The organism is Pseudomonas sp. FW300-N1A1 (genome assembly GCF_058789115.1).
On sequence record NZ_JBYTBK010000062.1, the window covers coordinates 1 to 20,168 of the forward strand.

Here is a 20,168-nt window from a genome sequence, read left to right on the forward strand (position 1 = left end):
TCTGAAAGACCGCAGTCGCTTTGTTGGGCGCGCTTCGCGCACCAGCGCGAGCAAGCTCGCTCGCCACGGGTCTCTCATCCGCTTCAAGCCTTTCTTAACTGAACAGCATTGCGTCGATGAAGGGGGCCTTTTGTGCCAGGTATTCACCTATGCCACCGGTGTTGGTTGCTTCCAGTTCAAGTTTCAAGTCTTGATACCGTTGGCGAATCACAGGGTCGCTCCTGAGCAGGTCACGAAAACGGAGCACTCTTTCGATTTGACCGTGGCCGGCGATACAGACGTGGACTTTATGGGTTCGAACGCCATCCACATCCCGACGATAAAAATGGTGCCTGCCGACAGATTGCTTCCTCGTGCGTACCCTAGTTCACGCATGGCATCGTCTCGGGAGGACTCGTGTCGATGCTCCGAAACTTCGACCAGGAGGTCGATCTCCGGCTTGGCTGAGAGCCCGGGAACGGCGGTGCTGCCGACAGGGTGGATGGTAACTGGCTCAGTGCCAAACGCCTTCGCGATCTGCTCTTTGGCGCCAAGAAAGAGCGAGGGCCATTGACTGTCATAGGGGAAATTCTGCTAGTAAGCGCCATGGTGTTTCTTCCTTGTATCCGCAGGCTTGGCAATAGGGTGATTCCAGGACTGTGTATGCTCGCTCAAGACGCTGCCAGGCAGCCTCCATGCGAAGCCGGAATGTTAGTGCTCCCTGCGCGGAGCAGCTACTAGAGGTGGGAGACCTGGAGCTTGACCGCTGATGCACCCGCTGGATGCTTATGGTCGAGATCGGACATTCACGAGGAAGGCGTTTATCGGGCGCTCTCTACCAGCTTCAAGGCAATGATCGTGATGATTGGGGACAGCAACACCAAAGCGCCTAGGGTGCAGGTCACTTCAGGCCAATAGCTGCTTTTGCCGGTGAAGCGGCCAAGCGTCATTGCCTTGAGCACCCAGTACCCGACGCGATAGCAAATGACGCGGAAAACAACCTCAATCAGTGTCTCCATGGCATCTCCTTTGGCAGGTTCTTGACTGACTCTAGATGAAGTTGTGAAACGCCGCTGGTTTCGTAGATACACCTGAACGATCAATCATTGCCGGTATCGGCCAGGGTTGACCGAGAGAAGGAGTCCATCCCATTGCTGTTGGTCGGTAACCGTTTGGGCTGACCGTCCGCTCCTGGCCGCGACTGGCTGCAGCGATGGGTCAGTTGCATTGACCCAAGCCAGTCGATCACGGCCTCGTAGGGGTTCGACGTGCTGCTGGCAACGTAGCTCACGTCGACATCATTCCCCAAGAAGGAACAGGGTCCTGGGGTCTGGCTCGCCGGCGAAGAACTGTTCAAGGGCCTGCTGGAACAGGGAGTGTTCGGGCTGGACGCTGGCGAACAGCGTGAGGCAGGAGCGCAACTTCAGGTCGTCAGGGTGACCAAGGATCTGCCGTGCACTCTTGTCCCTGTGTTGCAGGAGGGTGCTGACGCATTCCTCCAGCCGTGGCCCCAGCACATCATGCTGCAGATAGGCCCGGGCTTCGTCAGCACCCGAGATGGCAAAGCGTCTGGATGTCTCGCTCTGCCCGAGGCCCTGCAGTTGCGGGAAGATGAACCAGATCCAGTGACGGGTCTTGTGCCCGGCACGCAACTCTTCCAGGGCATGGGTAAACACCGGGTGCTGGGCGTCGACGAAACGAAGAAGATTGAAGGGGTCGTGCATGCTTGTACTCCCTGAGTTGGCAGGCATTGCGGCCCGGACCGTTTGAACCCGCACGCAATCTAAAACGTTTTTACACCGCCTCGGCCGAAAGCAGCCGTCCACGAATGGCCGCTTTCGGCCCAGCTCTCATCCCAGGCCAACGATCCGAGAGATTGCGTGGGCGCTAATATGGCGCCTACGGCGTTTTCGTTGAGCCGCGGCAAGTCAGTACTATCAGTTTACAAACTGTCTTTTTTGTCGCCAGGTGATTGCGCCAGAAATTCTGCTATCAGTGATGTAATTTGCTGCTGAATCAACCCACGAGCGCGACCGTTATCGCCATCCCGGCAAATGATGCCATCGCCTGGTACGTCTACTTCGAGCATTACCTGCGCACCAGGTTTGCACATCGACATGAAGCTGAAATGGCTTGCGTCGCTGATCTCGACGTAATGGCTTGACGCCGCAGGCAGGCGTTTGGCCAGGTTGGCAGACTCCAACTCAGCGGGAAGGTCGCGCGACGGTACGCCGGCAGCGATCACCAGCGCTGGTACCGGCAGCGCGGCCAGGCTTTCATTGGTTAGGCCCCGTGAAAGGCCCAGGTCCAATGTAACCACAGCAGTGACGCGTTTATCGCGCCAATCGGCGGCCAGCGCGGCCTTTGATTCTGAGGTGCTTGCGGGGTTTATCTGTCCGTAAACGGTGCAACCGGATAACTGCGGGTGGGCTTTGCAGTCATGGGCGAAGAGGTCTGGATCGAAACGAGCACCGGCGATCTCCAGGGCGGTCAAGCCGCCGAGCGAATGGCCCACTACTGCAATTCGGCCATTGGCGACCAGGCCAAATTTTTCAGGTTGAGTCGTGACACTATCAATGGCTCGGCGCAGATCAACGGGCCGCTGCCATAACTGCGCAGCTGCTTGAGGGCTGCGGTCATGGGTCGTGGTGCCAGGGTGATTGATTGCGGCGACGATGTAACCCTTATGGGCCAGAGCACTGGCAAGCCAGATCTGGTTGCTCCAGTTACCCCTGTATCCGTGGGATAGCACCACCAATGGATGTTCGCCGGCAGCGGGCGGCGCGTTACGAACGGCAGAAGCACCGACAAACACCGCATTATCGGCGATCAGTTGCGTGGCTGCGGTAGTTGTACTCGGGTACCAGACGACCATCTCCAGTGCGCGGTCATTGTGCAAATCCGCCAGTGTGGAAGATTGGAAACCGACGGGGTTCTCGTCAGCAAATGCGGTAGTCGTCAGCCAAGCCAACAACAGGGCGCCGAAAGCTATTTTCAATGTCGTTTCTTCCTTGATTAGACAGTGCATAGCACCTGACCCCGCCGTAAGGCGCATCCACCTTCCTACGGAGTCGAAATAAATGTGGTTGCATATAAGCTCGGACATTAAAGCCCAGATTCGAACCGCCGCGCGTAATTTTCATCGTTAACGCTATTCGCGGTCTTAGCGAGAAGGCTGACGTCAGCTTTTGGCCGAGGGTGTGTAAAAACGTTTTTGAGAGCTAATCTTGAAGGCCGGACATAGTGTTGTCCGCGCAGATGAGTGAGGTAGGGTGCGGGTGCCAAAGCAAACACGAGGATATCTAGTGGTTACGTCAATGGGCGAGCTGGAGATACGTCAGATCTCAGCGCTGCCTCCAGAAATCCTAGTACTAGAAGCTGAGGCAGTTACAGAAGGTTTTAGGCTTCTCACGCGCTTGGTTGCAGATTGGAAAAACGGGTCTAATCGATTCGATCAGCCAGGTGAATGCCTTTATGGAGTCTTCCGCAACGGGCAATGATTGCTATCGGTGGTCTTTCATATGATCCATATGCTGGGCCGGACATCGGGAGGCTACGGAGGGTATACGTCGCGCGCGTATCGAGAGGCCAGAATGTGGGTAAAGCGTTGGTGCAGCAGCTTCTGGAATATGCGGCTCAGCGATTCCGTGTCGTGCGCCTATCCACGGATACACCAGAAGGAGCCGCATTTTACCTTCGCTGCGGGCTCCAACAGATACAAGATGATTTTGCTACTCATGAGAAGTCATTAGCAGATGCCACGTAACCTGGGCGAAATCACTTATCAAGCGCTTCATCCAAGGTGAACATCGCGGCCAGAGCACCTTGCTTCCCTAGAGCTTCGACGATTACGTCAGCGATACCACTCCAGTGCGTGTAGTCGACGTTTTCGTCGATGAGCTCGACCTGGCCAAGCTGGGTTTTGACGGTGCCATACCGGCAGATACTGGTCGACCTGCCTACCACCCTGCAGCCTTGCTCAAGATCTACATCTACGGATATCTCAACCGTATTCAGTCAAGCCGACGCTTAGAGTGAGAAGCCCAGCGCAAAGTTGAATTGATGTGGCTGACCGGCCGATTGACGCCGGATTTCAAAACCATCCAAGGTTTGCTTTCGTAGTAACTGCCCCAGGCATGGCGGTCCTCGCCCAAGCGCGCTGGGTCGGCAGCACACAGCGCCACAGGCTTCAAACCAAGGCGATGAAAGCTGTTTACCAGCCCCAGGTTTCCGGTGAAGGCGACCCATTCCAGACCCCCCATGGCTAGCAGGTAAGTCATCGCGATGATGCTCATCCGTGCACTTCCAGTGTCGCTGACCGCCAGGTTGCCCACCTCTACGATGGCTGATCGGTCTACTGCCTGGTCTTCTGCGGCATCGATCAGCGGATCAATCGGCTCATCCAGATAGCCTTCCAGAAACAGCGATTCGGCGCCTGCCACGCGCACACCGACCACCGCACACAGCGCACCGGTGGCATCACTCATGCCAAACAGCTCCGGCATGAAATGGCGGATGTCGGCACCGTGGGCCTTGCGGAATCGTTGCTGGATAAAACTTTCGAAGACGGGCCGTTGCGGGTCGCCCGGCAATGCTCTGACAAGACTCATTTGCAGTTTTTCGGCGTGGCCGAAGTACAGCGGTAACTGGACATTCCAGTTGAAATCGGACATTGGAAAACACCTCCCCCGGATCAATTGGGGAGAAGTATCAAAGGCATTTCTTAACGAAGTCTGAAGGTGACAAAAAGATTGGCCCAAATGGTCTTCAGATTGCCTTAAGACTTGGGGGGCAGGGTGGCGCCAGTCGACTCGGTGAAAGCCGCGTCCAGGCTGCTCGGGAGCGCCGGTTACTGGCTGATCGGTCTGCACGCGGTGGCGGGAGTGTTCCATCATTACTGTTTGGGCGACAACACCTTGACCCGGATGCTACCAAGGCGTTGATTGCCCTTGCCTTGAGGTTTTGGCTACGTGTGCCCATCGCATCGGGTCATTAGTGGTCACTCAAGCGCAACAGTACTTCGTCAACGCATGCGCTAGCCACGCTGACCGGCACGAACATTCGCTGCCATCCAGAAGTGAGAGGGCAAGTCTCTGTCATGTCCGCAGCGTTTTTTTATTTGCTGCATATACTGACCGAGCAGCCTGATCTTGCCATTCGTCGTGTTTCTCCTCGAGCAGTGTCGCGTTCGTAGTGAACAACTTCAGGCAAAACAAAAACCTACAGAAAGACAAGGAGCGTTATGAGAGATCAAGTCATGAGCAACGCGACATTGTCTATCGCCTGATGAGTAGTTAGCTGACCGATTCACTCATCTAATTCAAAGAATGGAGATTCAGGTTCATGATCATCACACTACCGAGAGCACTTGGCTGCGCAATGGTATTGCTCGCGCCCTTTGCATTCACGCTCGCCCATGCAGCGGACACCACTCCCGCGGAAACGAAGGCCATCGCCGAGGAGGGCTACATCTACGGTCTGCCCATCGTGATGAACTACGCGATCATGTACGACTACGCCGTGGATAAGAACTCCAGCCAGTTCAAGGCGCCGTTCAACCGCATCGACAACCTGCACCATGTCGCCACCTACAAGGACACGGCGATCATCTCGCCGAACAGCGACACGCCGTATTCCATGCTGTTCATGGACCTGCGCAGCGAGCCGATCGTGCTGTCGGTGCCAGCAGTGGAGAAACCACGGTACTACACAGTGCAGCTCATCGATGGCAACACTTACAACTTCGGTTACATCGGCAGCCGCTCCACCGGCAATGAAGCCGGCGATTTCATGGTGGTCGGCCCCGATTGGAAGGGCGCGACCCCGCCGGGCATCAAGAAGGTGTTTCGTTCCCGCACGCAACTCCCCTTTGCAGTCTTTCGCACCCAGCTCTTCAACGCGGCGGACATGCCGAACGTCGTAGAGATCCAATCCGGCTACAAGGCACAGCCGCTTTCCGCCTATCTCAAGCAGCCTGCGCCGCCTGCCGCGCCGGCGATCGACTTCCCGAAGATCAACAAGGACCTGGTGAAGACCGACTTCTTCAAGTATCTGGGCTTTGTGTTGCAGTTTGCCCCGGCCACACCGGATGAAGTGGCGATCCGCGCGAAGCTGGCCCGTATCGGCATTGGCGCCGGCAAGGACTTCAACTTCCAGGATCTGTCCGTCGAGCAAAAGACCGCAGTGGTTCAGGGCATGCAGGCTGGGCATGCAAAGGTCGAGAGTGGAATCAAGAATCTCGGCACGAAGATCAACGGCTGGAACATTGTCGGTGCCGGCGGCGACAGCGCCTTCTACAATGGCAATTGGCTGAAGCGTGCTGCCGTCGCGCAAGCGGGCATCTACGCCAACGATGCCGAGGAGGCCACGTATCCGCTGGCCAATACCCTGTCCGATGGCGAGCCGCTCGACGGCAGCAAGCACAACTACACCATCACCTTTCCCGCCGGACAACTCCCGCCGGTCAATGCCTTCTGGTCGGTGACGATGTACGACGGCAAGTCGCAACTGCTGATCAAGAACCCGATCAATCGCTACCTCATCAACTCGCCGATGCTGCCCAACATGAAGAAGAATCCGGACGGCTCGCTCACGCTGTACATCCAGAAGGATTCACCCGGCGCGGACAAGGAAAGCAACTGGCTGCCCGCACCGAATGATCTGATCTACATGGTGATGCGTCTCTATTGGCCGAGGACGCAAGCGCCTTCCATCCTGCCGCCCGGCAACGGAACGTGGAGTCCGCCGCAGATCGTCAAGGTCACGTGACCAGCTAACAACCGGTTGCAGCGGACGGCGCTGGCGCGCCGCCGCTGAACCGGCGTGTCAGGGTGTTGCCACTGGTCGAAAACTGATCCGGTAGCAACGCTTGTACCAGGAGCCGACTAGTGTGTTGTGCCGCCCCTGCCGGCAAGAGAACACCGGGGGGGGCGTATGCGAAACAGGATAGCCGCCCAAGGTAAAATGTTGAGCGGCAGCAGCCGACCAATAGCAGTCAGTTGCAATCGGCTGCAAACGGTATCGAGAGCTCGAATCGAAAATATGCGAGAAAACTTGCAAGAGAGACTCTACGAATGACCACTTCGGGTTGTGGATGCAACCGGTCGATGCAACAGATTGGCTCAATCTTTCAGCGGTTGTTTCGTAGTTTTGGACCTGCCGGAGAAGATGTCCGGACTAGACTCGCTCATCCTGCAGCCCTGCCATACTGTTCAACATGACCAGTGCAACCTTCCGCTTCTACGAGGAGCTCAACGATTTCCTGCCGGCCGAACGGCGGCGGCAATCCTTCACCTGCGAGTGTGCGAGAGGAGCGACGGTCAAGCACATGATCGAGGCGCTCGGGGTGCCGCACACTGAGGTCGAGTTGGTGCTGCTCAACGGTGAGTCGGTGGGCTTCGAGCGGGTGATCTTCGACAGTGACCGGCTGGCGGTGTATCCCAAGTTCGAAGCGCTGGACATCAGCCCGCTGCTAAAGGTTCGTGCGCAACCTTTACGGGTGCTGCGCTTCGTCGCTGATGTGCACCTTGGCGGGCTGGCCAGCCTGCTGCGCATGAGCGGCTTCGACACCCTCTACGACAATGGCTTCGAGGATGGCGAGATCGCCGGGATCGCTGCGCAGCAAGGACGCATCGTGCTAACCCGCGACCGCGAACTGCTCAAGCGGCGGATCATCAGCCACGGCTGTTACGTACATGCCCTGAAACCGTCGCTGCAGCTGCGCGAATTGTACGAGCGCCTCGACCTGGCGCGTAGCGCGCGGCCATTCAGCCTGTGCCTTCATTGCAACCTGCCGCTGCACGAGATCAGCCCGGAACTGGCCCGGCCGCTGGTGCCGCCACGCGTTGGCGCGCTCTATTCGCGCTTCCTGCGCTGCGACGCCTGCCAACGGGTTTACTGGGAGGGTTCGCATTGGCGCGGCATGTGTGCACTGCTGGCACCTTTGCTGAACCGTTAGCCGCGCGCATCGGTCCGGCTGCGTTGCCAAGGATAACTGGCTTTTGCATCAGGTAGATAACGGCCAGGTGCGGTCATTCGGAGGCTTCCAGAAAACCAGAGACGATTCACCGCCAGTTTCCAGCGTGATGCACTCAGTGCGCACCACAGGAATCTGTCCCGATATTCAAGCTGGTATCATTCAAGAACATGCAAACCGAGTAGAAAAAAATGAATCGTCGTAAAAAGATAAAGCAGTTATTAAAGGCTCACGCCAAAAAAGCTAGTGCCAAATTGGCACCGCAAAGCAAGTCTAAATACATTTGTAAAGCTGACCGATTGAAGCTGGCTGCTGAATCCAGTCACGACTCGATCATTTCCTCTGAGAGCTGATCTATGTAGCTTGAGCACCAGCGGAATTTACACATTCGATTGGGCTATTCATTCCGATGGTACGTACCGCGAGGACGCGGCCTAACCCTTCATTCAAGCCGAAGCCGCTTCGCGGCTCTGAGTCGAGCCAGATTCCCCAGCTACATCTGACTGTCCGTTCCTCGCCTGTTTTCGCCTTGCCTGATCGCCGCTCGGCGACTTTTCGTAGAAAACCTGGAGCGGGCTCAAGCCAGTAGCTCGGTGATCCACCGGGCTTGCCGGGCGATGTCCTGCACCTTCTCCTCGGGCACGGCCTGCCGCGCTTGGGCGAAGTGGGCCAGGGTTTGCTGCTTCTGGCGCAGCTTGCGCTGCCACTTGACCAGGAACGCCGGGCTGCGTGCCTGCATCTGCAGCGGGCCGAAGTACAGCTCCTCGGCGGTGTACATCACCGGCCCGGCGCGCTCGGCGACGATGATTTCGTAGTCGAAGCGGTTTTCCCGCAGCACTTCCTCGCAGAGGATGCGGTAGCCATTTTCCATCAGCCATTGGCGCAGCGGTTGCTCGCCGCCATTGGGCTGCAGGACCAGGCGCTCCCGGCCGCTCAGGCGCGTCTTGCCGCTGTCGAGGATATCGCGGATCGTCTCGCCGCCCATGCCGCAGATGCTGATCGCCGTGATCCCGTCTTCCGGCTTGATCGCCGCCAGGCCGTTGGCCAGGCGCACAGTGATCCGCAGGTCTTGGCCGTTCTCGCGCACGGTGCGTTCGGCCGAGTGGAACGGCGTCAATGCCACCTCGCCGGCCACTGCCGCCACGATGGCGCCACGGCGCATCAACGCCACCGGCAGGTAACCGTGATCCGAGCCGATATCGGCCAGGCGCGCACCTGCTGGCACATGCGCCGCCACGCGCTCCAGGCGCATGGACAATGTCTGTTCGTTCAACTGCAGCCCCTTTTCACCACGAGCGTCCGGCGCCTTTGGCCGGATCGGGGCGAGATTCTGTCGAGCAATGCCGTGCATTTCAACTTAATGCGACAAGAGCCATGGCTCGACCCGTACCTACCGCTCGCGTAGAGGCGCAATCCCGGGATGCCATATAGGCTCTGGCGCAAGACGTGCGCCGGGCCAGAAGCAACCGCTTGTAAAGGGTCCGAAATCGCTTTCCAGACGAAGAAACCGGGTGCCGGCAACGCCAGAAAGTCAATTGATGAGCTATACCCGCTAATCTCCCATTGCAGTTTTTCAACCCAGGAGTTTGGCAATGACACTCAGGCATTCACTTGCAGCGCTCATGGTCACCGCAAGCCTCTTCGGCTGCGCCACTTCATCGGACCCTGGCGTGTCCGTTCCTTTGGTTGCCACCCGGCAGAACACCGGTCAGATCGGCAATGTAACGTTGGCCAGTTGGGACAAGCAGACGGGACTCAGTTTCTTCATCAGTGGGGCTCCAAGCGGGGTCTCGCTGCCGTTGCGCCTCTACACGTTCATCAATAAAGGCAGTTGCCAGCAACCCGGGCCAGTCGCCTACGCAATGAATGATCAGGTCAACACCGAACCCCAACCCGTACGCGGCTGGTCGTTCTCTAGAAGCGCACCTGTCGAACTGCCCGTCCTGCTTTCCGGTGAGTACTCCATCCTCGTGCGAACGGCACCGGACAGTGGCAGCGTCGATATTTTTTGTGGGGATATCAAGCAAGGAAGCTCGATGAAATAGCCAGGGCCATTTCGACCCGCCCCGCAGGTTGGTGCTGGCCAGCCCTCAATGCAGGTCAAACTGGGCCCTGTACAGGGCAAACGGACCGGCAGGAATCGACCAAAGGCAGGCATGACCCTGTCTATAGCCCAGGCTGTATCGATGAAGCCAGAGGCAACGCACTCTTGTGAAGTACGGGCGCGCAAGGGTTGCGAATGCCTTGAATCTGGGTGACCATGCTCTCCATTATAGGTAGGGGGGGTATGGTATGTCGCATGTTCATGGGCAAAAAGATGACTTGTTGAAACGTGTGCGGCGCATCGCTGGCCAGGTCCAGGCAATCGAACGAGCGCTGGAGTCAGATGCCGATTGCGCCAAGACACTGCATCTCGTAGCGGCAACACGCGGGGCAATGAACGGTCTGATGGATGAGATCATCGAGGCTCACGCACACGCACATGTCGCCAACCCTGAACTGAGCGACGAGGAGCGGGCCAAAGGCGTCGATGAATTGCTCGAAGCCATCCGTCGTTATTCGAAATAGGCCCCGTGATGCCAAATTTTGCAGAACTGCTTCAGCAGGGCGGCGCCCATGCGTGGCTCTATTTTCCCAGCGCGATAGTGCTGGGGGCATTGCACGGGCTTGAGCCCGGGCATTCAAAGACCATGATGGCGGCGTTCATCGTGGCCATTCGTGGTTCGGTCAAACAAGCGGTGTTGTTGGGCCTGGCGGCCACGCTTTCGCATACGGCGGTGGTGTGGTTGGTCGCCATCGGTGGCATGTACCTGGGACAAGGCCTGGATGCCCAGACCACGGAGCCTTACTTCCAGCTCGCGTCCTCTGCACTGATCATTCTGATTGCGCTCTGGATGTTGTGGCGTACCTGGCGTGGCGAACGGATGTTCCAGTTCGAGCAAGGTGCCGATCACCACCACGCGCATGACCACGGTCACCCTGATGAAACCCATCGTGTCGATACCGGCCATGGCCGTATCGAGCTTTCGATCTTCGAAACCGGCATGCCACCCCGCTGGCGCCTTGCAGCATTGAGCGGGCATGCCTGGGGCGCTGCCGATGTCCGCTTGCTGACGACTCGCGCAGATGGCAGCACTCAAGCGTTCTCATTTGTCGAGCGTGAAGGTTTCCTGGAGTCGACGACCGCCATTGCCGAACCTCACGAGTTCAGCGTTCGCTTGAGTCTTGGACATGCCGGGCACTCCCATGACTACGACCTGGAGTACCAGGAGCATGATCACGGGCACTCGCATTCCGAACGGGAAGGGCTGGAGCTGTCGATCGACGGTTACCAGGATGCGCATGAACGTGCCCATGCCAATGATATCCGCAAGCGCTTCACCCACCGTGACGTGACCACTGGCCAGATCATCGTGTTCGGATTGACGGGAGGGCTGATTCCTTGCCCCGCGGCCATCACGGTCCTGCTGCTCTGTCTTCAGGTCAAGGAAGTCGCCTTGGGGGGCGTGCTCGTCTTGTGCTTCAGTATTGGCTTGGCGCTCACCTTGGTATCGGTCGGTGTGGCGGCAGCCATTGGCGCCCGGCAAGCGTCCAACCGCTGGCCGTGGTTGGGCACCGTCGCTCGTCGCGCACCTTACCTGTCCAGCGCACTGATCATCGGCGTCGGTCTCTACGTTGGCATTCACGGCTGGATTGGCTTGAATACATAGGGGGAGTGGGCACTTCTAGTCAGGCCCGATCTGTACGAAGAGGAGAGCACGATGAGCAACGAACAGGTGGCACCTGAGACCAAGGGCGTTTCAGTGCAGTTACTGGCAACGGTTGACCTTGGCCCTGAGATCGAGGGCATGGCAGGGCGCCAACTTAGAATGCGTAGGGTGACCCTAGAGCCTGGAGGTGTCTTCGGGCCGATTCACAACCATATAGACAGACCCGGCACCGTCTACATATTGCAAGGAACGATCACTGACCATCGAAATGGAGTCGCCACGGACTATGGGCCGGGAGTGGGCTGGCCTGAGGATCGGAGCACCACGCACTGGCTTGAGAACCGAGGAACGATTCCGGCGGTGGAGATCTCGGTCGATATTGTCAGGCAAGAGTGAGCTCAGGCCCGGCATCTAATGCACTCCAGCGTCATTGATCACATCTCCTGTGCGTCAGGCCGAAAACGGACACACATGATTGGCCGCAATCGACCCAACGCATGCAGTCCAGACGCCCACGTCATGTTTCGGATTGATGAGCCGCCCAGTGTTTCATTTCTTCGCCAATGAAGTGGTTCACCAGATCGCGGTACATCTTCTCGATGGCATCCGGGCTCAGGCCCTCGGCCTCGGCCCACTCGCGACGTGTCGCCAGCATGGCCTTGAAACGCTCCGGAGCACGCACCGAAGTCGCCGAGGTCTTGAACTTCGAGGCCGCCAGCACGTAGTGAAAACGGTTGCCCAACAGCTGGATAACGACCTGATCAAGGGCATCGATTTCGCGTCGGATGTCCTCCATGCCCGCACACTGTGCGGGTTGCAACTGATTGATGACGTCCATGCAGGTGACTTCCTTTGCTGAAAAAGATCGTGAGCCTTCGCAACAGGTATCGGCGCGCCATCTTCCGTGAGTGATACCGCCCGACTACCATAACATCCGTGTCCGGAGCACGGGGAGCGGATACCGGCTGCTGTCCAGTCGTTTACATGACCTGGATGAAGGTCGACGGTTGGCCCCGGTTAGAGGGTTGCAAGCCGTGCGCCTACGCTGCCTCAGTGTACGATTTGCGCAAGAAACGCCTTGGCCCGCGCGCTTTTCGGGGCGCTGAAGAAGTCCTGGGGCGGGGCGTCCTCGATGATCTGGCCGCCGTCGAGAAACAGCACGCGCTCGGCCACTTGCCGGGCAAAGCCCATCTCGTGGGTGACGCAGAGCATGGTCATGCCGCTGCCTGCCAGCTTCACCATCACATCCAGCACTTCGCTGACCATCTCCGGGTCGAGCGCCGAGGTGGGTTCGTCGAACAGCATGATTTTCGGTTCCATGCATAACGCCCGGGCGATGGCCACGCGCTGTTGCTGGCCGCCCGAGAGCTGGCTGGGGTACTTGTCGGCCTGGCTGGCGATACCGACTTTTTGCAGGAGATGCCGGGCCAGTTCCTCGGCCTTCTTGCGGCTCAGGCCGCGTACCGAGATCGGGGCCAGGGTGCAGTTGTCGAGCACGCTCATGTGCGGGAACAGATTGAAATGCTGGAACACCATGCCCACTTCGCTACGAACCTTGGCGGCCTCGCGGGTGGTCTGGGACAAGTCGGTGTCGTTGACCAGGATGCGACCTTTTTCGGCGACTTCCAGCCGGTTGATGCAGCGGATCAGTGTCGATTTTCCGGAGCCGGAAGGCCCGCACAGCACGATGCGTTCGCCTTCGCGAACTTTCAGGTTGATGTCGTGCAATACATGGAATGCACCATAGAACTTGTTCAGGCCGGTGATATCGACCACCACTTTACGGGTGTCGAGGCGAGCGGCGAGCGGCGTATCTACAAGGGCAGAGAGGGCGTTCATGGTCTGGTCTCCGGCAATCAGTGGAAGCGCTCGGCGCTGTACGGGGCAGGGTCGGTAAAGGGCATGGCGCCGGTCATCAACTCGGCCAGCAAACGGCCGCAGACCGGACCGAGCGTCAGGCCATGGTGGGCATGCCCGAAGTTGAACCACAGACCCTTGTGCCGCGGTGCCGGGCCGATCACCGGGCACATGTCCGGCAGGCACGGGCGGCGACCCAGCCAGGGCTCGGCGTCCAGGCGTTCGCCCAGCGGGTAGAAGGTGCGCGCCAGGTCTTCGCAGCGACGCAACTGGATTTCGTTGATCGGGTCTTCGCTGTCGGCGAACTCGATACCGGTGGTCAGGCGAGTGCCCCCCACCATCGGTGCCAGGACATAACCGCCCACGGGGTCGAGCAGCGGTTGTTGCAAGCGGGTACCCGGCAGGGCGGCATAGTGCATGTGGTAGCCGCGCTTGATTGCCAGCGGAATGTCATACCCCAAGGGTTCGAAGATGCCCCGGGCTTGCGGGCCGAGGGCCACGACGGCTTCGTCGGCAATCACCAGGCCCTGTTCGCTCTGCACTTCCCATTTACCGACGCGCTGGCGCAGGGAGAGGGCATCGCCGAGCACGAACACGCCACCGCGCTTGACGAACAGTTCGGCATAACCACGGGTCAGGCCGCCGGGGTCGCTGACGGTCTTGGGGTCCAGCCAGTGAATGCCGCCAATCACGCTGCTGTGCAAGCCCGGTTGACGGGCATGCACCTGGTCCCGGTCGAGCACTTCATAATTCAGGCCATAGTCCTTGAGCGCGGCGGCATCGCGTTGGGCCTTGGCGAAGGCCGGTTGTGAGCTGTAGGCCTCGACCCAACCCTTGGCCTGGATCAACTTGTCCATGCCGGCCGGCGCCGAGAGCAGGTCATGTTCGCTGACGCAGCGCTCCACCAACGGCAACATGGCCCGGGTCGCGGCGGCCAACCCCTTGGCCCCGGAGTGTCGCCAGTATTGCAGCAACCACGGCCCGGCCTTGGGCAGGTGTTTCAGGCTGTAGCGCACGTCCGACTGCTGGTTGAGGGCGTAGCGCACCAGGCTCGAGAGCTGGCGCGGGAACGCATAGGGAATCACGCTGGCGCGCTCGATCAGTCCGGCGTTGCCGTGGCTGGTGCCATTGCCCGGCTGTTGGCGGTCGATGAGTACGACCTTGCGGCCACGGGCCTGTAACTGGAGTGCGGTACTGACGCCGACAATCCCGGCGCCCAGAACGATGGTTTCGCAATGCATGGGTAGATCCTTGATGCAGGGGCGCCCACGGCAGCCCGAGAAAAAACCGGTTTACTGCAGGTGACGGCCGAGGCGGCCCTCCAGCGCTTTCAGACTGCGCCTCACCACTTCCACGATCAGCAGGTAGAGCACGGCGGCCCAGAGGTAGATCTGGAAGTCGAAACTGCGCGAGAAGGCCAGCTTGGTCACCCCCATCAAGTCGTAGATGGTCACCAGCGAGGCAATGGCGCTGGCCTTGATCATCAGGATCAGTTCATTGCCCAGCGGACCGATGGCCACCAACAGGGATTGCGGCAGGATGATTTTGCGAAAGGTGGTCCAGCGCGACAGGCTGAGGGCTTTCGAGGCTTCGCGCTGGCCCTGGGCCACGGCCAGGATGCTGCCGCGCAGAATCTCGGCCTGATAGGCCGCCGTGTTCAGGGTGAAGGCCAGCAGCGTGCAGAACCAGGCGTCACGGAAGAACCACCACAGGCCCACGTCCTGCCAGAAGCCTTTGAACGAACCCAGGCCGTAATAGAGCATGAACAGCTGGGCCAGCAGCGGCGAGCCGCGGAAGAAATACACATAGACGCCGGTAAAACGGTTGATAAAGCGGTTGCTCGACAACCGCCCCAAGGCGATCAGCAGACCGAGCAGGGCGCCGAGCGTGAAGGAAATGGCCACCAGCTTGGCTGTCACCAACAGGCCATCGATGAAGCGTGGGCCATAGCGCTCCAGCAAGTCAGGGCTGAGGAACAGGTTCTGCAATTCATCGAAGCTCATGGGCGAACGCTCCGTTGATGGCGGCTGAAATACTGCTCCAGGAACTGGAACAACCGGCCGGAAATGGCCGAGAAAAACAGGTAGCCAAAGCAGGCCACGGTGTAGAACAGCATCGGCTCCTTGGTGACGCTGACCGCCAGGTTGGTCTGGCGCATCAGGTCGACCAGGGAAATGGTCGACACCAGCGAGGTGTCCTTGAGCAGCGACAGCCAGTTATTCGACAGGCCTGGCAGGGCAATGCGCACCAGTTGTGGCAGTACCACCTTGGTAAAGGTGGTGCGCCGCGACAGGCCAAGGGCGGCCGCAGCTTCGAACTGGCCCTTGGGCACGGTCTTGAAGGCGCCCAGCCAGATCTGGCTGGAGAACGCGGCGAACACCAGGCTGAAGGCGATCATCGCGGCGACGAAAGGATTGATCGCAACTTCGGCCTCGTAGCCCATCGCGGCCAACAGTTTCTGTGCGCCGATCTGGCAGCCGTAGTAGATGATCAACAGGGTCAGCAACTCGGGCAGCCCGCGGAACACGGTGGAAAAGACTGTGCTCATGGCCCGCGGCCAGCGTCGTCGCGAGCGGGCGGCCAACGCCAGGCCCAAGCCCAGCGGCAGGCCGATCGGCAGACAGCTCAGGGCCAGGACAATGGTCACCAGCGCGCCGGCCAGCAAGGCCGAACCCCAGCCGCCGCTGGCGAAGGATAGCAGTGACAGGTTTTCGAACATGCTCGAACCCTCTCGGTCAATTAAGCTCGCACGTGCTCGCCGCACCCGGGGAGGGAGCGGTGCAACATGTCGGCAAGGAACGACCCTCAGGCTCGCCTGAGGGCCAGGGGGTCAATAGATATCGAAGGCGAAGTAGCGGCTGGAGATCTTCTTGTAGGTGCCGTCGGCGACGATTTCATCCAGCGCCTTGTTGAAGCGCTCGCGCAGGGCGTCGTCACCCTTGCGCACCGCGATGGACGCATCGGCGGTGGTGCCGTTGACGTCACCGATGATCTTGCAGCAGTCCTTGCCGGCGCTGTCGATCCAGGCCAGCAGCGGGAACTTGTCGGCAATCACCCCGTCGACCCGGCCGGCAGCCAGGTCGCTGTTGGCTTCATCCAGGGTCGGGTAGAACTTCACGTCGGCTCCCGCCGGGCCGTAATGGTCTTCGGCATAGATGGCTTGGGTCGAGGATGCCTGGGCGCCGACCGACAGGCCCTTGAAGTTGGTCTGGGCGTCAGTGATGTTCGAGTCCTTGGGCACGGCCACGGACAGGGGAGTGCGGTAGTAGTGATGGGTGAAATCGATTTTCTGCTTGCGTTCATCCGTGGCGATCATCGAGGCCACGACGGCATCGTATTTCTTGGCCATCAGCGCCGGGATAATCCCTTCCCAGTCCTGGGCGACGATGCTGCACTGCACGTTCATGCGTTCGCACAGCGCGTTGGCGATGTCCACATCGAAACCGTGCAGCTTGTTGTCCGAGTCAACGTAGTTGAACGGCGGGTAAGCCCCTTCGGTGGCGATCTTCAGTACTTCAGCCTGCGCCCCGGTTGCACCGGCCAGGACCATTGCACATGCACTGGCAAAGCGAATGACGTGTTTCATCTAGCACCTCGTTTTATTGTTTTGAGCTGGGTGACGATGTGTATCCAACGAACTCGTTGTGTAAGGCCGCAATGGCTTCAAGACGCTTTTCGACTTCCGGGCCCAGCTGCTTGCAGACGTCGTTGACCAGCAGGTGCACCAGCGACAGCATCGCTGCCGTCGACTCCCAGAACAGGTTGAACTCGGTGGGCACGCGGAACACTTCGTCGGCGTTCTGCTCGGCCCAATCGCAAAAGGTATCGGTGACCAGGGTCACGGGGATTCCCGCCTCGCGGGCCTTGCGGCACAGCGTGAGGGCGTGACGGGAATAGCGGCGGGCTTCGAACACCACCAGCACACTGTCCTCGGGGGCGCTGAGCAGCACATCGGCGTAATGCCCGGCGGCACCGTCGACCCAGTGCACGTCATCGCGCAGGTACTGCAGCAGATGCACCATGGAGGCAGCGATGCCGCGTTCGGTCTGGAACCCGGCGACGAACACCTTGCGCCGAGTGGCCAGGCGCTGGCTGACGGTGAGCCAGGCCGGGGTGAGGCTGTATTCGTAGACCTTGACCAGCGCCGCGACTTCCAGTTCGAAACTGCGGGGTAAACCTTGCGGGCCTTGACTGGCCTGCTGGCGGAATTCCTGCAAACGATCGCCAACCAGCCACGGGCCATCGCCCAGGTCGGCCTTGAGGTCGTTTTTCAGGTCTTTGAAGTGGCTATAACCGATGGAGCGACAAAAGCGCCCGACGCTGGACTCACTGACGTTCAACTTCGCGGCGATATCGGCAGCGGTCTGGAACGGCAGTTCATAGAGGTTGGCCAGCATGTAGTTGGCAATCGCCCGACCGGAGGCGGCGGCGGTTGACAGACTGCTTTCAAGGCGTTGTTTGATCGGCTGGCTCAAGGCTGTTTCCTGTTGTTATTCAGCGCTTGCGGAAGAAAGTGGATGTTTTCTGGCATAAAGTCAATATTTGACAGATAACTGTCACGGCCGGATAGTTTGTCACGCTGCTTCACAGCCATAACAACAATTCGATTGGAGCTTCAGCATGTCCCAACTCAATGCCGGCCTTCCCGAAGTGGAGCCTGTTTCGTTCGCCGATCTGAGTCAGATGTTGCAACGGATCTTCGAGCGTCATGGCACCTCGGCCGAGGTGGCCCGGGTGCTGGCTCACAACTGTGCCAGTGCCCAGCGTGACGGTTCCCATAGCCATGGGGTGTTCCGCATTCCCGGTTACCTGTCGTCGCTGGCCAGCGGCTGGGTGGAGGGTCGGGCTGTGCCGTTGGTCGAGGATGTGGCCTCGGGCTTTGTGCGGGTCGATGCCGGCAATGGCTTCGCCCAGCCGGCCTTGGCCGCGGCCCGAGGGTTGCTGATTGAAAAGGCCCGCAGCGCCGGAATCGCGGTCCTGGCGATTCGCAACTCTCACCATTTCGCCGCGCTCTGGCCGGACGTCGAACCCTTTGCCGATGAAGACCTGGTGGCCTTGAGCGTGGTCAACAGCATGACCTGCGTGGTGCCCCATGGCGCGCAACGGCCGCTGTTTGGCACCAACCCGATTGCCTTTGCCGCACCCCGCGCCGGTGGAGACCCCATCGTCTTTGACCTGGCGACCAGCGCCATCGCCCATGGCGATGTACAGATTGCCGCGCGCAAGGGGCAGTTATTGCCCGACGGCATGGGGGTCGATAGCCTGGGCCAGCCGACCCGGGACCCTCAAGCGATACTCGCGGGAGGCGCCTTGCTACCCTTCGGCGGGCACAAGGGCTCGGCCCTGTCGATGATGGTCGAGCTATTGGCGGCTGCCTTGACCGGCGGGAACTTCTCGTTCGAATTCGACTGGTCCAAGCACCCCGGCGCACAAACGCCGTGGACCGGTCAGTTGATCATCGTGATCGACCCGAGCAAGGCCGCAGGCGCCAACTTCGCCAACCGCAGCGAAGAACTGGTGCGGCAGATGCGTGCGGTGGGCTTGCAGCGCATGCCCGGCGACCGGCGTTATCAGGAACGGGCCAAGTCCCTGGCCGAAGGCATTGCGTTACCGGCGTCCGAGCTTGCGCGGTTGCGCGAACTGGCGGGCTGAGAGCGTCGGTTATGGTCCCTCACAACTGTTCGACTTGGGGCCAAGGCCGGGGTCTCGAGACCTGAGTTCGTGGGGGGCTTGTTTCAAGGGATCAAGTCTTGCTCGGCATGGGGTGGATCTCGGTGGTCGACACCCTAGTGGGGGGCCATGCCTGCACCCAGCGGCCAAAAATGGCTTTCACGGTTGTCTGTGCTTTCAGTCAATTGCTGCCTGTCATGACTGGCTGCTGTCGACCCAAAGCAACCATTCAAGACGGCCCTGCACACATGAGTGATCGCCATGCGTTGAAGGACTATCCATTCCATTAGTCATTTGCTAAGTCGGTAGACCTTTGTTGTGCGCACCGAGAATCCTGCCCCCTCGTATAAACGATGGGCAGATTCACGATCCGGGTTGGATGTTAAATCCAGTGTTTTCGCGCCGAGGTCATGGCTTTTTCCAATTGCTGCTTGTATGAGTGCTTTGCCGACCCCTTGACCTCGAGCACTGGCATCTACTACGACGTCTTCAATCCAAGCACGGACGCCTGTCGGAATACGAAAATGAATTAGGGTTAGCGCTCCCAAAATGCTTCCTCCACTTGCTGCTCTCACGACTAATAAATGAGAGCATTCCGAGTCCACGATCTGCTTCAAATCGTCCATTGTCATCGCTTGAGCTTTTTTGGAAAGCTGTGGGAGAAGATCATTCAAAGATCTGAGCAGTATAGGATCGGTCTCTTGAACCACCTCGACAAAAGCGGATTGGTTTGTCATTAGAGATCCTCAAGTGACAGGGGGGTGAAGCTTCAATGGTTCAATTTGACACAGTAACCCAAAAGGGTCTGCGAGTGACCGCTTCTAGCCGTTTGCTGCCTGTCGCGATTGCCCATGGATGCCTGCTTGATGGTGCGAGCGAGCTTCTATGCTTTTATACAGTACCCACCCCTGCCGGGGTTTTCCACGTTCGTTAGCGAGCCTCCAAACCCTTGTGTATGCGCATTGTAGTGCTGGCCC

Annotated in this window: 20 protein-coding genes and 5 pseudogenes; 11 read left to right on the forward strand and 14 right to left on the reverse strand. The window is 59.2% G+C overall.

Translation table 11 applies throughout. From position 1 onward, the window contains the following. Positions 1–94: 94 nt before the first annotated feature. The 4 genes and pseudogenes from AC3WQN_RS24500 to AC3WQN_RS24515 all read right to left on the reverse strand — a co-directional run bounded on the left by AC3WQN_RS24500 (position 95) and on the right by AC3WQN_RS24515 (position 2,977). A pseudogene (locus tag AC3WQN_RS24500) lies at positions 95–587 on the reverse strand (GrpB family protein). A gap of 213 nt (positions 588–800) precedes the next feature. After that, the gene (locus tag AC3WQN_RS24505) at positions 801–998 is read right to left on the reverse strand and encodes a hypothetical protein (RefSeq protein WP_103402143.1); all 198 of its coding nucleotides are present in this window, start codon (positions 996–998) and stop codon (positions 801–803) included. Positions 999–1,277: 279 nt separating this feature from the next. Continuing rightward, positions 1,278–1,703, reverse strand: a complete 426-nt coding sequence (locus AC3WQN_RS24510) for a DUF1810 domain-containing protein (protein WP_103402144.1) — start codon at positions 1,701–1,703, stop codon at positions 1,278–1,280. 218 nt (positions 1,704–1,921) lie between these two features. Further along, positions 1,922–2,977, reverse strand: a complete 1,056-nt coding sequence (locus AC3WQN_RS24515; RefSeq protein WP_103402161.1) for an alpha/beta hydrolase family protein — start codon at positions 2,975–2,977, stop codon at positions 1,922–1,924. Positions 2,978–3,296: 319 nt separating this feature from the next. Between AC3WQN_RS24515 and AC3WQN_RS24520 the strand changes: the two are divergent. Together AC3WQN_RS24520 and AC3WQN_RS24525 are read left to right on the forward strand one after the other, a co-directional pair. Next, positions 3,297–3,745, forward strand: a pseudogene (locus tag AC3WQN_RS24520) (GNAT family N-acetyltransferase). A 17-nt stretch (positions 3,746–3,762) separates the two neighbouring features. Then, a pseudogene (locus tag AC3WQN_RS24525) lies at positions 3,763–4,083 on the forward strand (transposase); the annotation flags it as partial. Here the strand turns inward: AC3WQN_RS24525 and AC3WQN_RS24530 are convergent. Beyond that, positions 4,080–4,652, reverse strand: a pseudogene (locus AC3WQN_RS24530) (thermostable hemolysin); the annotation flags it as partial. The pseudogenes AC3WQN_RS24525 and AC3WQN_RS24530 overlap by 4 nt on opposite strands. A 162-nt stretch (positions 4,653–4,814) precedes the next feature. On the opposite strand from AC3WQN_RS24530, the pseudogene AC3WQN_RS24535 reads away from it, so the two are divergent. From AC3WQN_RS24535 to AC3WQN_RS24550, 4 genes and pseudogenes are all read left to right on the forward strand, one after another. Further along, positions 4,815–4,922, forward strand: a pseudogene (locus AC3WQN_RS24535) (cytochrome B); the annotation flags it as partial. 436 nt (positions 4,923–5,358) lie between these two features. Further along, positions 5,359–6,747: a DUF1254 domain-containing protein gene (locus AC3WQN_RS24540; protein ID WP_371918532.1), complete on the forward strand. Its 1,389-nt coding sequence runs from the start codon at positions 5,359–5,361 to the stop codon at positions 6,745–6,747. A gap of 448 nt (positions 6,748–7,195) precedes the next feature. After that, complete coding sequence (locus tag AC3WQN_RS24545; protein WP_103402148.1) at positions 7,196–7,936, forward strand: Mut7-C RNAse domain-containing protein; 741 nt, start codon at positions 7,196–7,198, stop codon at positions 7,934–7,936. Positions 7,937–8,145: 209 nt separating this feature from the next. After that, a complete protein-coding gene (locus AC3WQN_RS24550) occupies positions 8,146–8,307 on the forward strand; it encodes a DUF2986 domain-containing protein (protein WP_103402149.1) in 162 nt (53 codons plus the stop codon). A gap of 224 nt (positions 8,308–8,531) precedes the next feature. Here AC3WQN_RS24550 and AC3WQN_RS24555 read toward each other — a convergent pair whose 3' ends face one another. Then, positions 8,532–9,227 carry a tRNA (adenine(22)-N(1))-methyltransferase gene (locus AC3WQN_RS24555; RefSeq protein WP_305887884.1) on the reverse strand — a complete coding sequence of 232 codons (696 nt, stop codon included), beginning with the start codon at positions 9,225–9,227 and terminating at the stop codon, positions 8,532–8,534. A gap of 319 nt (positions 9,228–9,546) precedes the next feature. Here AC3WQN_RS24555 and AC3WQN_RS24560 point away from each other — a divergent pair, with 319 nt between their 5' ends. The 4 genes from AC3WQN_RS24560 to AC3WQN_RS24575 all read left to right on the forward strand — a co-directional run bounded on the left by AC3WQN_RS24560 (position 9,547) and on the right by AC3WQN_RS24575 (position 12,060). Then, a complete protein-coding gene (locus AC3WQN_RS24560; RefSeq protein WP_103402151.1) occupies positions 9,547–9,999 on the forward strand; it encodes a hypothetical protein in 453 nt (150 codons plus the stop codon). Positions 10,000–10,246: 247 nt separating this feature from the next. Beyond that, entirely contained in the window at positions 10,247–10,522 is a 276-nt protein-coding gene (locus AC3WQN_RS24565; protein WP_103402152.1) for a metal/formaldehyde-sensitive transcriptional repressor, read from the forward strand. A gap of 8 nt (positions 10,523–10,530) precedes the next feature. Next, on the forward strand, positions 10,531–11,664 hold the full coding sequence (locus AC3WQN_RS24570; RefSeq protein ID WP_103402153.1) for a nickel/cobalt efflux protein RcnA: 1,134 nt from the start codon (positions 10,531–10,533) through the stop codon (positions 11,662–11,664). 51 nt (positions 11,665–11,715) lie between these two features. Further along, positions 11,716–12,060 (forward strand): cupin domain-containing protein, encoded by a 345-nt coding sequence (locus AC3WQN_RS24575; protein WP_103402154.1) that lies wholly within the window; start codon positions 11,716–11,718, stop codon positions 12,058–12,060. 121 nt (positions 12,061–12,181) lie between these two features. Here the strand turns inward: AC3WQN_RS24575 and AC3WQN_RS24580 are convergent, their stop codons facing one another. The 7 genes from AC3WQN_RS24580 to AC3WQN_RS24610 form a co-directional block, all read right to left on the reverse strand. Continuing rightward, positions 12,182–12,502 (reverse strand): isochorismate lyase, encoded by a 321-nt coding sequence (locus tag AC3WQN_RS24580; RefSeq protein ID WP_103402155.1) that lies wholly within the window; start codon positions 12,500–12,502, stop codon positions 12,182–12,184. Between the two features lie 212 nt (positions 12,503–12,714). Continuing rightward, positions 12,715–13,440, reverse strand: coding sequence for an amino acid ABC transporter ATP-binding protein (locus tag AC3WQN_RS24585; RefSeq protein WP_103402162.1), 726 nt, complete (start codon positions 13,438–13,440; stop codon positions 12,715–12,717). 80 nt (positions 13,441–13,520) lie between these two features. Beyond that, positions 13,521–14,762, reverse strand: a complete 1,242-nt coding sequence (locus tag AC3WQN_RS24590) for an NAD(P)/FAD-dependent oxidoreductase (RefSeq protein ID WP_103402156.1) — start codon at positions 14,760–14,762, stop codon at positions 13,521–13,523. A 51-nt stretch (positions 14,763–14,813) separates the two neighbouring features. Further along, a complete protein-coding gene (locus AC3WQN_RS24595) occupies positions 14,814–15,524 on the reverse strand; it encodes an ABC transporter permease (protein WP_103402157.1) in 711 nt (236 codons plus the stop codon). Continuing rightward, a complete protein-coding gene (locus AC3WQN_RS24600) occupies positions 15,521–16,240 on the reverse strand; it encodes an ABC transporter permease (RefSeq protein WP_095077257.1) in 720 nt (239 codons plus the stop codon). The genes AC3WQN_RS24595 and AC3WQN_RS24600 overlap by 4 nt, the downstream gene beginning before the upstream one ends. A 111-nt stretch (positions 16,241–16,351) precedes the next feature. Next, complete coding sequence (locus AC3WQN_RS24605) at positions 16,352–17,107, reverse strand: transporter substrate-binding domain-containing protein (RefSeq protein ID WP_103402158.1); 756 nt, start codon at positions 17,105–17,107, stop codon at positions 16,352–16,354. 13 nt (positions 17,108–17,120) lie between these two features. Beyond that, a complete protein-coding gene (locus tag AC3WQN_RS24610; RefSeq protein WP_103402159.1) occupies positions 17,121–17,996 on the reverse strand; it encodes a MurR/RpiR family transcriptional regulator in 876 nt (291 codons plus the stop codon). A 145-nt stretch (positions 17,997–18,141) separates the two neighbouring features. Here AC3WQN_RS24610 and AC3WQN_RS24615 point away from each other — a divergent pair, with 145 nt between their 5' ends. Next, positions 18,142–19,173 (forward strand): Ldh family oxidoreductase, encoded by a 1,032-nt coding sequence (locus AC3WQN_RS24615; RefSeq protein ID WP_103402160.1) that lies wholly within the window; start codon positions 18,142–18,144, stop codon positions 19,171–19,173. 308 nt (positions 19,174–19,481) lie between these two features. On the opposite strand, the gene AC3WQN_RS24620 is transcribed toward AC3WQN_RS24615, so the two are convergent. Then, positions 19,482–19,928 carry a GNAT family N-acetyltransferase gene (locus AC3WQN_RS24620; RefSeq protein WP_103402431.1) on the reverse strand — a complete coding sequence of 149 codons (447 nt, stop codon included), beginning with the start codon at positions 19,926–19,928 and terminating at the stop codon, positions 19,482–19,484. Positions 19,929–20,168: the final 240 nt, after the last annotated feature.

What these genes read in the sequence shown, in the direction of transcription:
- AC3WQN_RS24560 (WP_103402151.1), top strand. Translation starts at nt 9,547, where the DNA reads ATGACACTCAGGCATTCACTTGCAGCGCTCATGGTCACCGCAAGCCTC.
- AC3WQN_RS24565 (WP_103402152.1), top strand. Translation starts at nt 10,247, where the DNA reads ATGTCGCATGTTCATGGGCAAAAAGATGACTTGTTGAAACGTGTGCGG.
- AC3WQN_RS24575 (WP_103402154.1), top strand. Translation starts at nt 11,716, where the DNA reads ATGAGCAACGAACAGGTGGCACCTGAGACCAAGGGCGTTTCAGTGCAG.
- AC3WQN_RS24510 (WP_103402144.1), bottom strand. Translation starts at nt 1,703, where the DNA reads ATGCACGACCCCTTCAATCTTCTTCGTTTCGTCGACGCCCAGCACCCG.
- AC3WQN_RS24580 (WP_103402155.1), bottom strand. Translation starts at nt 12,502, where the DNA reads ATGGACGTCATCAATCAGTTGCAACCCGCACAGTGTGCGGGCATGGAG.
- AC3WQN_RS24550 (WP_103402149.1), top strand. Translation starts at nt 8,146, where the DNA reads ATGAATCGTCGTAAAAAGATAAAGCAGTTATTAAAGGCTCACGCCAAA.
- AC3WQN_RS24595 (WP_103402157.1), bottom strand. Translation starts at nt 15,524, where the DNA reads ATGAGCTTCGATGAATTGCAGAACCTGTTCCTCAGCCCTGACTTGCTG.
- AC3WQN_RS24605 (WP_103402158.1), bottom strand. Translation starts at nt 17,107, where the DNA reads ATGAAACACGTCATTCGCTTTGCCAGTGCATGTGCAATGGTCCTGGCC.
- AC3WQN_RS24615 (WP_103402160.1), top strand. Translation starts at nt 18,142, where the DNA reads ATGTCCCAACTCAATGCCGGCCTTCCCGAAGTGGAGCCTGTTTCGTTC.
- AC3WQN_RS24590 (WP_103402156.1), bottom strand. Translation starts at nt 14,762, where the DNA reads ATGCATTGCGAAACCATCGTTCTGGGCGCCGGGATTGTCGGCGTCAGT.
- AC3WQN_RS24600 (WP_095077257.1), bottom strand. Translation starts at nt 16,240, where the DNA reads ATGTTCGAAAACCTGTCACTGCTATCCTTCGCCAGCGGCGGCTGGGGT.
- AC3WQN_RS24545 (WP_103402148.1), top strand. Translation starts at nt 7,196, where the DNA reads ATGACCAGTGCAACCTTCCGCTTCTACGAGGAGCTCAACGATTTCCTG.
- AC3WQN_RS24540 (WP_371918532.1), top strand. Translation starts at nt 5,359, where the DNA reads ATGGTATTGCTCGCGCCCTTTGCATTCACGCTCGCCCATGCAGCGGAC.
- AC3WQN_RS24570 (WP_103402153.1), top strand. Translation starts at nt 10,531, where the DNA reads ATGCCAAATTTTGCAGAACTGCTTCAGCAGGGCGGCGCCCATGCGTGG.
- AC3WQN_RS24505 (WP_103402143.1), bottom strand. Translation starts at nt 998, where the DNA reads ATGGAGACACTGATTGAGGTTGTTTTCCGCGTCATTTGCTATCGCGTC.
- AC3WQN_RS24620 (WP_103402431.1), bottom strand. Translation starts at nt 19,928, where the DNA reads ATGACAAACCAATCCGCTTTTGTCGAGGTGGTTCAAGAGACCGATCCT.